This window comes from Thermococcus onnurineus NA1 (genome assembly GCF_000018365.1).
Lineage (GTDB): Archaea > Methanobacteriota_B > Thermococci > Thermococcales > Thermococcaceae > Thermococcus > Thermococcus onnurineus.
This window is the reverse complement of record NC_011529.1, coordinates 769,148-783,111: the sequence shown is the minus strand read 5'-3', so window position 1 is coordinate 783,111 and position 13,964 is coordinate 769,148. Positions and strand designations below refer to the sequence as shown.

Annotated in this window: 16 protein-coding genes and 2 pseudogenes; 16 read left to right on the top strand and 2 right to left on the bottom strand. The window is 45.2% G+C overall.

What is annotated here, in order from left to right:
- Nucleotides 1–2 precede the first annotated feature (2 nt).
- From TON_RS04335 to TON_RS04305, 9 genes and pseudogenes are all read left to right on the top strand, one after another.
- Entirely contained in the window at nucleotides 3–371 is a 369-nt protein-coding gene (locus tag TON_RS04335; protein WP_012571805.1) for a CoA-binding protein, read from the top strand.
- A 5-nt stretch (nucleotides 372–376) separates the two neighbouring features.
- Nucleotides 377–754, top strand: coding sequence for a DUF302 domain-containing protein (locus TON_RS04330; protein ID WP_012571804.1), 378 nt, complete (start codon nucleotides 377–379; stop codon nucleotides 752–754).
- A gap of 94 nt (nucleotides 755–848) precedes the next feature.
- The gene (locus TON_RS04325) at nucleotides 849–1,055 is read left to right on the top strand and encodes a heavy-metal-associated domain-containing protein (RefSeq protein WP_012571803.1); all 207 of its coding nucleotides are present in this window, start codon (nucleotides 849–851) and stop codon (nucleotides 1,053–1,055) included.
- Between the two features lies 1 nt (nucleotide 1,056).
- On the top strand, nucleotides 1,057–1,275 hold the full coding sequence (locus TON_RS04320) for a YHS domain-containing protein (RefSeq protein WP_048055052.1): 219 nt from the start codon (nucleotides 1,057–1,059) through the stop codon (nucleotides 1,273–1,275).
- Between the two features lie 223 nt (nucleotides 1,276–1,498).
- Nucleotides 1,499–2,401 carry a DMT family transporter gene (locus tag TON_RS04315; protein WP_048055051.1) on the top strand — a complete coding sequence of 301 codons (903 nt, stop codon included), beginning with the start codon at nucleotides 1,499–1,501 and terminating at the stop codon, nucleotides 2,399–2,401.
- A gap of 38 nt (nucleotides 2,402–2,439) precedes the next feature.
- Nucleotides 2,440–2,688 (top strand): annotated as a pseudogene (locus tag TON_RS10260) (ArsR/SmtB family transcription factor); the annotation flags it as partial.
- Nucleotides 2,689–2,923: 235 nt separating this feature from the next.
- Nucleotides 2,924–3,168: pseudogene (locus TON_RS10760) on the top strand (class I SAM-dependent methyltransferase).
- Between the two features lie 615 nt (nucleotides 3,169–3,783).
- On the top strand, nucleotides 3,784–5,706 hold the full coding sequence (locus tag TON_RS04310; protein ID WP_238516360.1) for a heavy metal translocating P-type ATPase: 1,923 nt from the start codon (nucleotides 3,784–3,786) through the stop codon (nucleotides 5,704–5,706).
- A 176-nt stretch (nucleotides 5,707–5,882) separates the two neighbouring features.
- Nucleotides 5,883–6,116 carry an SHOCT domain-containing protein gene (locus TON_RS04305; RefSeq protein WP_012571799.1) on the top strand — a complete coding sequence of 78 codons (234 nt, stop codon included), beginning with the start codon at nucleotides 5,883–5,885 and terminating at the stop codon, nucleotides 6,114–6,116.
- A 15-nt stretch (nucleotides 6,117–6,131) separates the two neighbouring features.
- Here TON_RS04305 and TON_RS04300 read toward each other — a convergent pair whose 3' ends face one another.
- Nucleotides 6,132–6,746 carry a class I SAM-dependent methyltransferase gene (locus TON_RS04300; protein WP_012571798.1) on the bottom strand — a complete coding sequence of 205 codons (615 nt, stop codon included), beginning with the start codon at nucleotides 6,744–6,746 and terminating at the stop codon, nucleotides 6,132–6,134.
- 142 nt (nucleotides 6,747–6,888) lie between these two features.
- Between TON_RS04300 and TON_RS04295 the strand changes: the two genes are divergently transcribed.
- Nucleotides 6,889–7,224, top strand: coding sequence for a hypothetical protein (locus TON_RS04295; RefSeq protein WP_012571797.1), 336 nt, complete (start codon nucleotides 6,889–6,891; stop codon nucleotides 7,222–7,224).
- A gap of 32 nt (nucleotides 7,225–7,256) precedes the next feature.
- Here TON_RS04295 and TON_RS04290 read toward each other — a convergent pair whose 3' ends face one another.
- Nucleotides 7,257–7,865 (bottom strand): TRASH domain-containing protein, encoded by a 609-nt coding sequence (locus TON_RS04290; protein WP_012571796.1) that lies wholly within the window; start codon nucleotides 7,863–7,865, stop codon nucleotides 7,257–7,259.
- A gap of 116 nt (nucleotides 7,866–7,981) precedes the next feature.
- Here TON_RS04290 and TON_RS04285 point away from each other — a divergent pair, with 116 nt between their 5' ends.
- From TON_RS04285 to TON_RS04260, 6 genes are all read left to right on the top strand, one after another.
- Nucleotides 7,982–10,384 carry a heavy metal translocating P-type ATPase gene (locus TON_RS04285; RefSeq protein ID WP_012571795.1) on the top strand — a complete coding sequence of 801 codons (2,403 nt, stop codon included), beginning with the start codon at nucleotides 7,982–7,984 and terminating at the stop codon, nucleotides 10,382–10,384.
- Nucleotides 10,385–10,394: 10 nt separating this feature from the next.
- The gene (locus TON_RS04280) at nucleotides 10,395–10,712 is read left to right on the top strand and encodes a thioredoxin family protein (RefSeq protein WP_012571794.1); all 318 of its coding nucleotides are present in this window, start codon (nucleotides 10,395–10,397) and stop codon (nucleotides 10,710–10,712) included.
- 290 nt (nucleotides 10,713–11,002) lie between these two features.
- Nucleotides 11,003–11,449 carry a class I SAM-dependent methyltransferase gene (locus tag TON_RS10595; RefSeq protein WP_337998373.1) on the top strand — a complete coding sequence of 149 codons (447 nt, stop codon included), beginning with the start codon at nucleotides 11,003–11,005 and terminating at the stop codon, nucleotides 11,447–11,449.
- Between the two features lie 251 nt (nucleotides 11,450–11,700).
- Nucleotides 11,701–12,552, top strand: coding sequence for an ABC transporter ATP-binding protein (locus TON_RS04270; RefSeq protein WP_012571792.1), 852 nt, complete (start codon nucleotides 11,701–11,703; stop codon nucleotides 12,550–12,552).
- Nucleotides 12,549–13,253, top strand: a complete 705-nt coding sequence (locus TON_RS04265; protein WP_012571791.1) for a fluoroquinolone export ABC transporter permease subunit — start codon at nucleotides 12,549–12,551, stop codon at nucleotides 13,251–13,253. Before TON_RS04270 ends, TON_RS04265 begins: the two co-directional genes overlap by 4 nt.
- A complete protein-coding gene (locus TON_RS04260) occupies nucleotides 13,250–13,954 on the top strand; it encodes an ABC transporter permease (protein ID WP_012571790.1) in 705 nt (234 codons plus the stop codon). Before TON_RS04265 ends, TON_RS04260 begins: the two co-directional genes overlap by 4 nt.
- Nucleotides 13,955–13,964 lie beyond the last annotated feature (10 nt).

The following is a 13,964-nucleotide window of genomic DNA, read 5'->3' as shown; positions in this document are numbered from 1 at the left end:
AAATGGGCGTGCGGAGTTTTAAGCGGATCGCCCTGGTGGGGGCAAGCCCGAATCCAGCCAAATACGGCAACATAATCCTAAGAGATTTAATGAGAAAGGGCTTTGAGGTTCTGCCCGTTAATCCCAACTACGACGAGATTGAAGGATTAAAGTGCTACAGAAGCGTTAGGGAGCTCCCGAAAGATGTGGATGTGATAGTCTTTGTCGTCCCTCCCAAAGTTGGCATTCAGGTGGCAAAGGAAGCCGTTGAAGCCGGTTTCAGAAGGCTGTGGTTCCAGCCAGGAGCTGAGAGCGAAGAGATTAGGGAGTTTTTGGAGAGCCAAGGCGTGGAGTACAGTTTTATAAAGTGCATAATGGTGGAGACAGGGTGATAGTGATGGAGTTCTACTACGTCAGGAGGTTTGAGGAGGATCTAGATTTCGTATGGGAGCGCTTTAAGGAGAAGCTCGAGGAGGGGGGGTTCCTTCTGATAGGCGAGAGGATTCCGGTTGCAATAACCGAAGGTGAAAACGGCATAATAGCGGACTATCACCTGCTATTCATCTGCCACAGTGAGCTGGTGGAGGAGCTCGTGAAGATTGACCCAAACATCGGCGCCCTCCTACCCTGTACTGGCTTTGGCTACCGGAAGGAGGACGGAAACTATCTTGGAGTCGCCCTGCCAAGCATCGCTTGGAAGGTAGCCGGGGAGAAAGTCGTGGAGCTTATGGAGCCAATAGAGGAAAAGCTCAAGAAAATCATTGACTCCCTGTGATTTTCAGTTTTTGAAGTTTTCTCTCCATCCTCTTTTCACCCTGTAAAGAATAAGGACAATAAGCTTTCGCGCTTAGTTAGTACAGGTGATTGAAATGGCGAAAGTTGTTTTGAAGATTAACAATATGAGCTGCGGGCACTGTGTGATGACCATCAGGAGGGCCCTGGAGAAGATTGGCGCCAAAGCAGAAGTTAGCCTCGAGAACAAGACCGCGGTCGTCGAGTACGATGAGTCGAAGCTCAAGATCGAGGATCTAATCAACGCCGTAGCGAAGTTCGGCTATGAGGTGGAGGTGGCTTAAGATGCCCACAGACCCAGTCTGCGGAATGGAAGTTAGTGAAGAGACCGAGTTCAAAGTAGAGTATGGTGGAAAGACTTACTACTTCTGCTCTTCACACTGCAAAGCTCAATTTGAAGCAAATCCTGAGAAATACGTCAAGGAAGAGGGAATGAAGCACGAGTACGTTATGCATTCTCATAGTCATAAACATGGCAGAGGGCACGGCTGTTGCTGCCATTAATCTTCTTTTCTTTTATGAGGTACTGTTGATGAATGGACATGCATTATTAATATTATAATATATTATTATCAATTGGCGGTAATGCTCTTTCTGCCGACTCTGGTTTGGCGTGGAATTCTTTGTTGACTAGCGTGACACTTTAGCTGAAAGAGTGCAATTTTGTATTACCTTTCTCTTTTTCGTGTGAACTAAACTTATAAGGGCTTTATTTTAGATTTACTACATGACCCACCATTATGGCTATGTGAGCGCTCTCTTAGCAGCACTGCTCTTTGGAATAAGCTCAACGCTGAACAAGATCTCCCTTAGAGATGTCCATCCAATGATTGTAGCAGGGAGCATTTATCTAACGGCTGGAATAGTTCTAATGCTTCTCCGTTTCACACCACTTAAGGATAAAATCCTTGAAAGGCTTGAATTTAAAGTTAAAACCCAAGAACACTTCTCAAGGCGAGACCTCCTGCTATTAGCTTTTATAGTGCTCTTTGGCTCTTTTTTGGCACCACTCTCCTTTATGTTTGGACTTGATAAAACAACAGCGGTCAATGCATCCCTTCTACTCAATACTGAAACATTGTTCACAGTTTTAATCGCTCTCTTAATCTTTAAAGAGAAAGCTTCAAGAAGAAGCATTCTTGGAATTCTCTTAATCTTAATTGGAGCTGCTGTAATCTCGACGGGAAACTTTAGGGAAGTGGAGCTGAGCAAGGGCATCCTTGGGAACATTTTAATAATCTTGGCAGGTCTTTCATGGGCGATAGACAATAATTTGAGCAAGTTGCTAAGCGTTAAGAGGGATTTGCTCTTGGTAACTTCACTAAAGGGGCTGTTTGGAGGGAGTGCGCTATTAATTTTGGCTTCTCTAATTGGAATTCCCTTCTATATCCCGCTTCAAAGCTTTCCATACATTTTAACTGTCGGTGCGTTTAGCTTAGGCTTCTCCATCGTGCTATTTCTATTTGCTCTAAGAGAAATTGGGGCTATGAAAACAGGGGCAATTTTTTCAACTTCCTCACTAATTGGTGCTCTCTTTGCTTTTTTAGTCCTTGGGGAGAGCTTTACAGCAATTAAAGCATTTTTTGGCGTTTTAATGCTCTTTGGAGTATATCTGCTCTCTTTAGAGTGACTTTACTTACTTCTGTTCAGAAATCTTTATAATAATATTTCTTTGACGCTTTAGGCAACCCCACAAGGCTTAAGATACTTTTCGCACTGCTGGAGGATGAACTCTGCACGTGCGATTTATCGAACATTACCGGCCTGTCAGTTTCAGCTATATCTCACCAGCCTAGAATCTTGAAGGATAGAAAAATCGTTACATACAGGAAGGACGGAAAAAACGTCTTCTATCGCCTGGATGACGAGCATATAAGGGAGATTTTGAAGGTTGCGCTTAAGCACATGGAGGAGTAAATAATCTGGAATACAAAACTACAAAAGGTGAACAGAATGAATTCAAAAAATCGCAAGGTATTACGGGTATATAGAACAAGGCTCATGCAAAAAGGCTTACGATAAGATCATCCGATTTTACGATTGTTTTGCATTATTTGAGAAAAATATAGGGACAGGGCATTGGAGCTGTTGGACATTAAAAAGGGAAATCGTTCTGGAGATTGGCTTTGGAACTGGGCACTGCTTGAAGAAAATGGCTGAGTTAGTGGGTGAGGAAGGAAAGGTTTACGGTATTGACATTTCTTCTGGGATACTGGAAGTTAGTAAACGGAGACTTGAAAAAGCTGGACTTTTAGATAGAGTCGAGTTGTATTGTGAAACGCATCAAAATTGCCCTATGAAGACAATAAATTCGATGCTGTTTTCATGAGCTTCACCCTTGAACTTTTTGACACACCCGAAATTCCAAAAGTTCTTAACGAGATTAAAAGGTTCTAAAACCTGGTGGGAGGCTTGGAGTTGTCAGCATGTCAAAAGAAGGTGGGAATGTTTTGCTGAGGCTTTATGAGTGGCTTCACGAAAAATTTCCCCAATATATTGACTGTAGGCATATCTATCAATAAGAGAGGCTGGATTTGAGATAAAGTACAAAGAAGAGGTGAAATTATTTGGGTTGCTCGGAGAGATTGTTATTGGAATAAAGCGTGATATACAGTAGGTATATGTGACAAACCGGAATGTTATGCCAAATTCAAAAATGCTTTTATCGGTAGGTGCTCACTTTGGAAACTTTTCTCTTTATTTCTTGTGCGCCGGTCCGGCTTGGATTTTCCATTTTGTATGAAAAATGGTTAAATATTTTTTGTTAGTTAGAAATTAATGATGGTGATTAATATGGAAGATGAAAAAAAGGCTCACAATGAGCACACCCATGAAGAGCACAAAGAAATGATGATGCACCAACATGAGGAAAGCGAAAAGCATGAACATATAGAACATGGAGAGCATGAAATGCATAGACACAAGATGGAGGAAGAAAAGCATGAACACGCTGCTCATGAACCTGAGCATGGAGAACACAAGCATTCGCATGCGGATCACCATAGAATGATGATGGAGGATTTTAAGAAGAGATTTATAGTTTCTGCCATACTTACGATTCCAATACTGCTCCTATCTCCGCTGATTCAAAAGTTCCTTGGTTTTACATTCACGTTCACGGGCGATAGATATGTTCTCTTTGCGCTATCGACAGTGGTCTACTTCTACGGTGGGAAGCCATTCCTAACGGGAATGAGAGATGAACTTAAGAAGAAAACCCCAGGAATGATGACGCTAATTGCTCTGGCAATCACAGTTGCCTTCTTTTACAGCTCTGCTGTGACCTTTGGATTGCCCGGAAAGACCTTCTACTGGGAGCTTGCGACGCTTATTGACATTATGCTTTTGGGGCACTACATAGAGATGCGTTCTGTTCTCGGCGCTTCGAGGGCTTTAGAGGAGCTAATAAAGCTCATGCCAACTGATGCCCACTTAATAACTCCTGAGGGAATAAAAGACGTCCCAGTGAGCCAGCTTAAGAAAGGAGATATAGTCCTAGTTAAACCTGGGGAAAAGATACCCTCTGATGGCATCATAATTGAGGGTGAGACGAGTGTAAACGAGGCAATGCTCACCGGTGAGTCAAAACCTGTCTATAAGAAACCCGGCGACATTGTTATAGGTGGTTCAATAAACCTAGAGGGCTCGATTAAAGTCAGGATCGAGAAGACTGGAAAAGAGACCTACTTGATGCAGGTGGTTGAGCTTGTAAAGCAGGCCCAAGAAACGAGGTCGAGGACTCAAAATTTAGCTAACCGGGCAGCTTTTTGGCTTACACTCATTGCAATAACCGCTGGAAGCGTAACTTTAGGAACTTGGCTCTACTTAGGGAAGCCGTTTGTGTTCGCTTTGGAGAGAATGGTCACCGTGATGGTAATTACATGCCCCCACGCTTTGGGATTGGCTGTTCCTTTAGTAGTCTCAGTGTCAACGTCAATATCAGCGAGGAAGGGAATACTCATTAGGAATAGAGAAGCCTTTGAGAGGGCAAAGGATGTTCAGGTAGTTGTCTTTGACAAGACGGGAACCTTGACCGAAGGAAAATTCGAGGTAACAGATGTAATTCCACTGGATGAGCTGGAGGAGGAAGAAATCCTGCGGTACGCGGCAGCGCTGGAGAGCCACTCATCACACCCGATAGCGCAGGGGATAGTTGAGAGGGCGAAAGAGCTCGGCCTTGAGGTTTACGAGGTTAGAGAATCAAAGGTTCTACCGGGCAAAGGTGTCCAAGGCGTCATCAACGGAAAAGAAGTTTTCGTGGTCAGTCCAGGATTCCTCAAAGAGAACAACCTGTGGAGGGAGGACGAGCGCGTCAACAAGGTGCTAGATCAGGGTAAGACTGTGGTGTTCTTAATCATCAGTGGAAAGCTGATTGGTGCCTTGGCTTTAGCCGATAAGATAAGGCCTGAGTCGAGAGAGGCGATAAAGAAACTCCACGAGATTGGGATTAAAGCTTACATGCTCACAGGAGACAACGCTAAAGTTGCAAAGTGGGTTGCAGAGGATCTTGGTCTGGATGGCTACTTTGCTGAAGTTCTGCCCCATCAGAAGTCCGAGAAAGTTAAGGAGCTTCAAGAAAAAGGCTTCGTCGTGGCAATGGTTGGGGATGGAATAAATGATGCTCCAGCACTAATCCAGGCTGATGTGGGTATAGCAATCGGAGCAGGAACCGATGTGGCAATAGAGAGTGCCGATATAATCTTGGTTAAAAACGATCCGAGAGACGTCATAACAGCGATACACCTTGCAAGGGCAACCTATAGGAAGATGGTGCAGAATTTGGCATGGGCAACTGGCTACAACACATTCGCAATTCCTTTGGCAGCAGGGGCGCTTTACAACTATGGAATACTGTTAAGTCCAGCAGTAGGTGCTTTGCTGATGAGCTTGAGCACGGTGATAGTCGCTATAAACGCGAAGTTTTTGAAAGTCTGAGGCAGTCTTCTTTTTCTTTTTTTGAAATTTTTGGATGCTATATTTCACTTCTGTAAAGAATAAGAGCTATATCCTTTGTCAATGAGTAGTAACTGAGGCGATCAAAATGATGTTTGAAAGCGTTAACTCGGGTTTTTTAACCTACGTTTGGAGAAAGTGAATGGGGGTGGCACGACATGATTGGATTTGGCTACTTCGGCTGGTTTGGGGCAATATTCATGCTCCTGTTCTGGATACTGATAATAGTTGGGATAGTGTGGCTCATTAAGTGGCTCGTGGAGCAGAGCTCAGGCGGAATCACAAAAACGTCAAAAAAGAGCGCCCTTGAAATACTCGATGAAAAATACGCAAGGGGAGAGATAGACGACGAGGAGTATGAAAGAAGGAAGAGAAAGCTCTTAGGGGGCTGAAGGCTCTCTTTTAAACTATTTTGTGGCAACAATTAACCTCACGATGTCGAAGAAGAGATTTTCAACCTTTTCTATCTTGAAGCCAACCTTTTCAATATTCTTTTGCGTTTCTCTCACCATCGAAGTGCCCACTAGGGCTTTCATTATCGGATCCATCAAGTAGAGTGGAATGTTCAAAAGCTTTGACTCACTTTTCATGTGTTCCAGAAATATTGTCTTCCCTCCAGGTTTTAAGACTCTATAGGCTTCTTTCAGCCCTTTGACGGGGTCTGGAACTGTACAAAACACGAAAGTGCTCACAACCGTGTCAAAAGTGTTGTCTTCAAACTCTAACTTTTGGGCGTCCATTAGGAGGAGCTTGACATTTTTTAAACCGAGCTCTTTTCTCCTTCTTTCCGCTTTTTCGAGCATCCCTCTGCTGAAGTCTATGCCAATTACTTCGACATCTTTAGGGTAATATGGAAGATTCTTTCCAGTCCCAACTCCTATCTCGAGGACTTTTCCTTTAGCAATACTTAGGGCTTTCTTTCTGTACTTTGAGAAAGCCATCACTTCCATTGGGCTCTCGAAAAGGTCGTAAATTTTTGAAAACCTATCATATTTTTTGGCAGTCTTCTCCATTTTCATCATGTTGTAGTTGTGAAAACTTTTGATTTGGTTTATTCTTACACTTCAGCAAATTCTCTCAAAATCATTTCTCACATTGCAAATAATAAGCCTATTAGCCTTTCCCTCATAGGGTACTATGAAAACAACAGAAAGGTGATGCAAAATGGAGTGGAAGTCACTGTTGATCGGATTCATAATTGGGGCTCTCATTGCGGTCCCATACGGTCTAGCGCATTCAGGGCCGTTCAGCTGGGATGGATACAGGGGCTTCCCAGGAGGCTTTGGTCCAATGATGGGCATTGCTCATGGACCGGGCATGATGGACGAAGACATCTATGTGGAAATGGTGCAGTACATGGAGAGTGGGGACTTCGCCGAGATTCATGAGGAGATGGAGGAGGAAATGGAGTCAATAATGGAGAAGTACATGGGAAGCTGGTGGAGGGAGAGGCACGAGTACTGCGAAAGAGTAATGGGTATTGAAGATTGGGAAGAGTGAGTGAACTTCGCTCTAAATCATTTCTTTTTTATTTAATGCTTATGGTGTTCATGACTATGTTCTATTTCGTGTTCTTTTAGCTTGAGCTTTTCTATGTTCTCCCTTGTCCTCTTGAATTCTCTCAAACAGGTAGGGCAGCAGAAGAAGTAAACCCTGTTGCGATATTTGTAAACTATCGGCTCATCGACTATCTCCTTGCCGCAGTAGTCGCATTTGAATGGAACCTTGACCTTGGGAGGATGTTCTTTCTCAATGCTCTCTAGGATAGGCATTATCTCAAGTACCTCAAAACCGGCACCTTCTATTACGTTTCTCAGTCCCTCCATATCTTCGACAGCCACTTTTATGAGATACTTCTTACTCGTGAAGCGGTTGATCTCGATGATTTCCTCGAACTCTCGAAGCTTCTCTGGCTTGTCAGTTTTGATTATCAGGGCAACGACGTTGTGGGCCTTCTGGAGTTCTGGGTGGAGTTTAATCGTGTAACGCTGAATAATTCCTTCTTTCTCAAGTTTTTCTAGCCTCGTCTTAACAGTTGGCCTGCTGACGCTGAGTCTTTCCGCGAGTTCGGAGATGCTTAATCTTGAGTTGTCCATGAGAAGATATATCAGCTTCAAATCCAGTTCATCTAGCTTTGTCATGATAAACACCTACGAGTCGTTTGTTTTCAAAATATAAAAATTCTTCGGTTAGCGTTTACACTTTGGTAGAAATAATGCCCTTAAAGTGTGCTGTTAAGTAAACATCGGTGATAGTTATGAAGCTTACGCTTAAGGTTAATGGGATGACGTGTGCCATGTGCGTAAAAACCATAGAAACAGCTCTGAAAGAGCTTGATGGGGTTAAAGACGCCAGAGCCAATTTAAACTCTGAGAATGTTTACGTGGACTTCGATGAGTCAAGGGTCAGCCTGAATCAGATTATAAAGACAATTGAAGAGCTTGGCTATCAGGTGGTTCGAGAAAAGAGAGACGCGATAATAAAGATCGGTGGAATGACCTGTGCAATGTGTGTCAAAACCATTGAAGTAGCTCTTAAAGAGCTCCCTGGAGTTTTAGATGCTCAGGTCAATTTGGCAACTGAGAAGGCTAAGGTAAGCTATGACCCAAGTTTAGTAAGCATAGAAGATATTAAGAGAGCAATTGAAGAGGTTGGCTACCAATTCTTGGGAGTTGAAGGTGAGGAAAGCCATGATGTAGAAAAAGAGATTCGAGAGAAGCACATGATGGAAATGAAGAAAAAACTTGCCGTTGCTTGGGGAGTAGGGTTAACTCTCTTCGCCTCAATGCAGCTTCACAGATTCGGGATTGAAATTCCCAACTTAATTTACGTTCAATTCCTGCTGGCAACTCTGGCAATAATCTACGCTGGAAGGGATATCTTTGGAAAGGCTCTCAATTCATTAAAGCACAAAAGCTTAAACATGGAAGTCATGTACTCCATGGGAATCGGTTCTGCTTATTTTGCAAGCGTTTTGGCCACAATAGGAATTATTCCAAGGGAGTTCAACTTTTATGAGGCAAGCGTTTTGCTAATGGCCTTCCTCTTGCTTGGACGCTACTTAGAGACTTTGGCCAAAGGAAGAACGAGTGAGGCAATTAAAAAGCTCATGGGGCTTCAAGCTAAAAAGGCAACCGTAATTAGGGATGGAAAAGAGATTGAAGTTCCAATAAGCGAAGTTAAAGTTGGCGATATTGTCATAGTCAAACCTGGAGAGAGGATTCCGGTTGATGGAATTGTAATTGAAGGAGAAAGCTACGTTGACGAATCGATGATCACCGGAGAACCAATTCCAAATTTAAAGAATAAGGGTGACGAGGTTATTGGTGGAACGATTAACAAGAACTCCGTGCTTAAAATCGAGGCAAAGAGGGTCGGAAGAGACACAGCTCTGGCACAAATAATTAGGCTCGTTGAGGAGGCACAAAATACAAGACCACCGATTCAGAGATTAGCGGATAAAGTCGTTACATACTTCATTCCAGCCGTTTTAACAATAGCACTAATCTCCTTTGGATACTGGTACTTCATAGCTGACCAGCCCCTGCTCTTCGCCTTCACGACACTGCTCAGCGTTTTGGTGATTGCCTGCCCATGTGCCTTTGGCTTGGCAACTCCAACGGCTTTAACAGTTGGAATGGGCAAAGGTGCCGAAATGGGGATTTTAATCAAGAATGGTGAAGTACTGGAAATAGCGAGGAAAGCCACAATAGTTCTCTTCGATAAGACGGGGACGCTAACAAAGGGGACGCCTGAAGTTACAGATGTAGTGACTTTTGGCATGGATGAGAAAGAGCTTTTGGGCTTAGTAGCTTCAGCTGAAAAGCGCTCAGAGCACCCACTAGGAGAGGCCATAGTTAGGAAAGCTCAAGAGCTCGGATTAGAGGTTAAAGAGCCCCAAAGCTTTGAGGCAATAACCGGCAAGGGAATAAAAGCCGTAGTGGATGGGAAGGAAATCTTGGCCGGAAATAGAAAGCTGTTCAAAGAGAATGGTTATCCAATAGACAGAGAGGTTGAAAAAGCTCTCCTTAAGCTTGAAGATGAAGCTAAAACGGCCATAATAGTGGCAGTTGACAGAAAAATAGCGGGAGTTATTGGAATAGCGGACACAATCAAAGAAGGCGCGATAGAAGCGATAGAAGAGCTTCACAAAATGGGCAAGAAAGTTGGGATGATTACCGGCGACAATAGAAGAACCGCAGAAGCGATAGCTAGACAGCTTAACATAGATTACGTTTTAGCGGAAGTTTTGCCCCAGGATAAAGCAAATGAAGTAAAGAAGCTTCAGGAGAAGGGAGAAGTGGTCATTTTTGTCGGGGATGGGATAAACGACGCTCCCGCTTTGGCTCAAGCTGACATAGGCATAGCGGTAAGCTCCGGAACCGACATAGCAATGGAGAGCGGAGACATCGTCTTGATTAAAAACGACTTAAGAGATGTAGTTAGGGCAATAAAGCTCAGCCAAAAGACGCTCTCAAAGATTAAGCAGAACATCTTCTGGGCAATGTTCTACAACACCATCCTAATACCCTTCGCCGCTGGACTGGCCTATGTTCTCTTTGGAATCACCTTCAGACCAGAATGGGCTGCTGGAGCTATGTCATTGAGCAGCGTGAGTGTCGTCACAAACTCCTTGCTTTTGAAAAAAGCTAAAATTTGAGGTGGTTAAGATGATCAGGGAGTTTGATGGAGACTTTGGAAAAGTTGAGAGGGCAAAATATGCCCTCCTTTGGTTTTCTTCTCCTGGCTGTCCGCCGTGCAGGATGATTGAACCGTTTATGCACGAGCTGAGCGAGGAGTATAAGGAGGTGGAGTTCTGGGAGGTTGACGTGGAGAAGCATCTTCCGCTTGCGGAAAAGTTCGACGTCATGAATGTGCCCACACTGATTTATCTCAAAGAAGGAAATGAAATCGCAAGGCAGAATCTGGTGAGGAAGAAGGAAGAGGTCGAGGAGAAGCTAATGATGCTCCTGGGTTCTGACTCCTGAAGTTTCTGGGCTCTGCTTTTTATCTTGTTCTCTTTGATGGAAAGACAATAACTTCCCCTTCTAATTCCCTTTGAGTGCGTATGAAACGAATAAAGGTCGAAATTCTTCACGACCACCATCGACTTAGATTTGGATAAGCTCTATTTTAGAAACCCGATGAACGAACGTTTCCGGGGTTTCATTCTGGAGTTAGCAGGCCTGGTGGATTGAAATGTCAGAGCCACCAGAACAAGTTAGCGGACATCAGGTTTAAGTTCCTTCAAGCGTTTCAGCTGCCAGAATGAGCCAAGATACTGGACGTTGGCTGCGGTGTCGGAAGGCACTCAATAGAGCTCGCAAAAAGGGGCTGCAAGGTTACAGGAATTGAGATATCCCAGGGAATGCTTGAAGAAGCAAGAAAACGAGCTCAAAAAGAAGGTGTTGAAGTGGAGTTCATAAAAGTAGACGCCACGAAGTTTAAGCGTGAGGAGGAATTTGACGCTGCCATATGCCTCTGCGAAGATGCCTTTTCACTAATCGGTTCAAGTGACGACCCAATAGAGCACAACTTGGCGATACTCAAGAACATTTATGAATCCCCAAAGCCCGGCGGGAAGTTTATTTTGACTGTCCTGAGTGCCCTTTCAAGAGTTAAAGGGGCATCAAACGAGGACATAGTCAAAGGAACTTTCGACCCAAACGCTATGACGTTCTTTGAAGAAATCGAGGCACCCGATGGCACAAAATTCCCCGATTAGCGAACGCGTTTATGTCCAAAAGGGTTGGTTTGAAGTAAAAGCCATCTGGGGAGGCACTGCTGGAAGATGGGGAAAGGGGAAGGTGGATTTCGACGACATTGAGATGATGGTTATTAGGTGAAAAGCCCAGAAGGGAGGGGTAAAATTCGAGGCTCACATTTTCTTTTTAAAATGAAAGAGTGTATCACGTCCGTGTATAGAGCGGGGGTCAAGGTTAAGTAGTTTTCCACCGTAATCACTCCGGTGAGAGCATGCCTGTTATCGAGGTCGAAAACATTAGGAAATACTACGGCAAAGTAAGGGCCGTTGAAAACCTTAGCTTCTCCGTTGAGGAAGGGGAAATCTACGGCTTTTTGGGTCCCAACGGGGCAGGAAAAACGACAACAGTTAAAATCTTAGTCAAGATAATCAAGGACTACGAAGGCGAGGTTAGAGTCTTTGGAAAAGACTTGAGAAAGTGGGGCAAGGACTATTACCAGAAAATAGGCGTCTCCTTTGAGTTTCCCGCAATTTACTCGAAGCTCACGGCCCTTGAAAACCTTGAGTTCTTTGCCTCCTTCTACAAGAAGCACCTCGACCCCATGGATGTGCTCAAAATGGTGGGCCTTGACAAGGAAGCAGACCAGTTGGTTGGAAACCTTTCCAAGGGTATGAAGAAGAAGCTTGACCTAGCGAGGGCCTTCCTCCCTGATCCGGAGATACTCTTCCTCGATGAGCCTTTAGAGGGTCTCGACCCTGGAAGCGCAAGGAAGATTAAGGACATGCTCCTGGAGATGCGAGAGAACGGAAAGACGATTTTTCTAACGACACACAACATGTACGTGGCGGACGAGCTCTGTGACAGGGTGGCCTTCATAGTGGACGGTGCTGTGAGGCTCGTGGACAGCCCGAAGAAGCTCAAGGTCAAGATGGGTAAGAGGGTTGTGAAGGTTGAATATGCCGCCAGTGGCAACGTTGAGGTTAGGGAATTCCCGCTAGAAGGTTTGGGTCAGAACGAGGAGTTCCTCGAAATCCTCCGGAACCATGAGGTACGAAGGATAAACACGGAGGAGCCTACGCTAGAGGAGATATTCCTAAAGGTGACGGGGAGGAGGCTCGTATGAGCTTTGCCCAGCTGATGAGGGTCGAGTTCAAGGTGGGCATGAGGAACTACACCTACCCCATATACTTCCTCGCGGCTCTGGCTTACGGCGTTGTGCTGGGAGCCTTCCCGGAGGAGTACGTCTCGACGATGGCACCGCTTTTCATATTTATCGACCCAGGTCTGCTCGGCTTTATGTTCATTGGAACCTCGATATTCTCCGACAAGAAGGACGGCACTATTGGAGCGCTCTCCGTGACACCGATGGAGTGGCGCGACTATTACCTCTCCAAAACGATCATCATGGCTTTACTGGCTCTTATCGGGGCGCTAGTGATAGTGGTTGTCGGCGCTGGCTTCAACGTCCAAATCGCCTACGTGCTCATAGGAACCCTGCTGGTCTCGGTGGTCTACACCCTCCTCGGCATAGCGATAGCTGCAAAATACAGGGATCTGGACGACTACTTCGTGCCCCTGCTGGCCGTCATGGTGCTTTCCTTCCTGCCCTTTGCGGCATACCACGGGCTCATAAGCGGTCCATGGGGGAAGGTGCTCTACATTATACCGAGCTATCCGGGACTCTATTTCTTCCACGCGGGCTTCGAGGAGATAGCGAGGGAAACGCTGATGTGGTCGGGCATTGCCCTTGTAATCTGGGGCATCGTAGCATACAACCTCGCTAAAATCCGCTTTTACAAATACGCCGTGGAGGGATTGAGATGAGTTTTGTGAAGAAGTTCCTCGCCATTTACAGGATTGACTGGAAGATGCTGAAAAGGGACCCGATGCTCGTTTACAGCATCATCATTACCATAATCCTTCTTTTCGTCGTCCGCTACTTCAAGGACCGGCTGGGGGTTCTCTATCCGCCTGCAGCAATCTTTTCCATCATCTTCATTCCCCTCATCTTCGGCATGATTCCTGGCTTCATGATGGCCAACGAAAAGGAAGAGAAAACTATAGAGGCCCTTCAGGTGATTCCGATATCGAGCGAGGCCTTCTTGACATACCGGCTCCTCTGGGCGTCTGCTGTAACGGGTATCCTCACGGGCCTAGCGCCGAAAATTCTTGACATAACTGTTCCGTGGAAAGGCCTCCTGGCGCTCATGGCACTTTTCATCATTGAAGTGTGGACCTATGCGCTGTTGATAACTGACTTCTCGGAGACTAGGATGCAGGCTTTGACAGTTTCAAAAGTCGCCGGCTGGCTGCTAATCCTTCCGCCGGCCATAAAGTTCATCGTGATCGCCAGGAACATATCAACTGATTGGAGCAAGTTCACGGCCTTTCTTCCGACCTACTGGATCCACAGGCTCTTCGAGGGGATTCCTTTCAACGACTACGGCGATTTCTGGCCGGGGCTGGCGGTTCACCTAGCGTGGCTTGTCCCACTTGTAGTGCTGTTCAAGAAGAGGGTGCTTTGAAAATCCTTGC

Bases quoted from the DNA above. Each gene is read 5' to 3' on its own strand.
- TON_RS04335 (WP_012571805.1), top strand. From the start codon at position 3: ATGGGCGTGCGGAGTTTTAAGCGGATCGCCCTGGTGGGGGCAAGCCCG.
- TON_RS04330 (WP_012571804.1), top strand. From the start codon at position 377: ATGGAGTTCTACTACGTCAGGAGGTTTGAGGAGGATCTAGATTTCGTA.
- TON_RS04325 (WP_012571803.1), top strand. From the start codon at position 849: ATGGCGAAAGTTGTTTTGAAGATTAACAATATGAGCTGCGGGCACTGT.
- TON_RS04320 (WP_048055052.1), top strand. From the start codon at position 1,057: ATGCCCACAGACCCAGTCTGCGGAATGGAAGTTAGTGAAGAGACCGAG.
- TON_RS04315 (WP_048055051.1), top strand. From the start codon at position 1,499: ATGACCCACCATTATGGCTATGTGAGCGCTCTCTTAGCAGCACTGCTC.
- TON_RS04310 (WP_238516360.1), top strand. From the start codon at position 3,784: ATGGAGGATTTTAAGAAGAGATTTATAGTTTCTGCCATACTTACGATT.
- TON_RS04305 (WP_012571799.1), top strand. From the start codon at position 5,883: ATGATTGGATTTGGCTACTTCGGCTGGTTTGGGGCAATATTCATGCTC.
- TON_RS04300 (WP_012571798.1), bottom strand. From the start codon at position 6,746: ATGATGAAAATGGAGAAGACTGCCAAAAAATATGATAGGTTTTCAAAA.
- TON_RS04295 (WP_012571797.1), top strand. From the start codon at position 6,889: ATGGAGTGGAAGTCACTGTTGATCGGATTCATAATTGGGGCTCTCATT.
- TON_RS04290 (WP_012571796.1), bottom strand. From the start codon at position 7,865: ATGACAAAGCTAGATGAACTGGATTTGAAGCTGATATATCTTCTCATG.
- TON_RS04285 (WP_012571795.1), top strand. From the start codon at position 7,982: ATGAAGCTTACGCTTAAGGTTAATGGGATGACGTGTGCCATGTGCGTA.
- TON_RS04280 (WP_012571794.1), top strand. From the start codon at position 10,395: ATGATCAGGGAGTTTGATGGAGACTTTGGAAAAGTTGAGAGGGCAAAA.
- TON_RS04270 (WP_012571792.1), top strand. From the start codon at position 11,701: ATGCCTGTTATCGAGGTCGAAAACATTAGGAAATACTACGGCAAAGTA.
- TON_RS04265 (WP_012571791.1), top strand. From the start codon at position 12,549: ATGAGCTTTGCCCAGCTGATGAGGGTCGAGTTCAAGGTGGGCATGAGG.
- TON_RS04260 (WP_012571790.1), top strand. From the start codon at position 13,250: ATGAGTTTTGTGAAGAAGTTCCTCGCCATTTACAGGATTGACTGGAAG.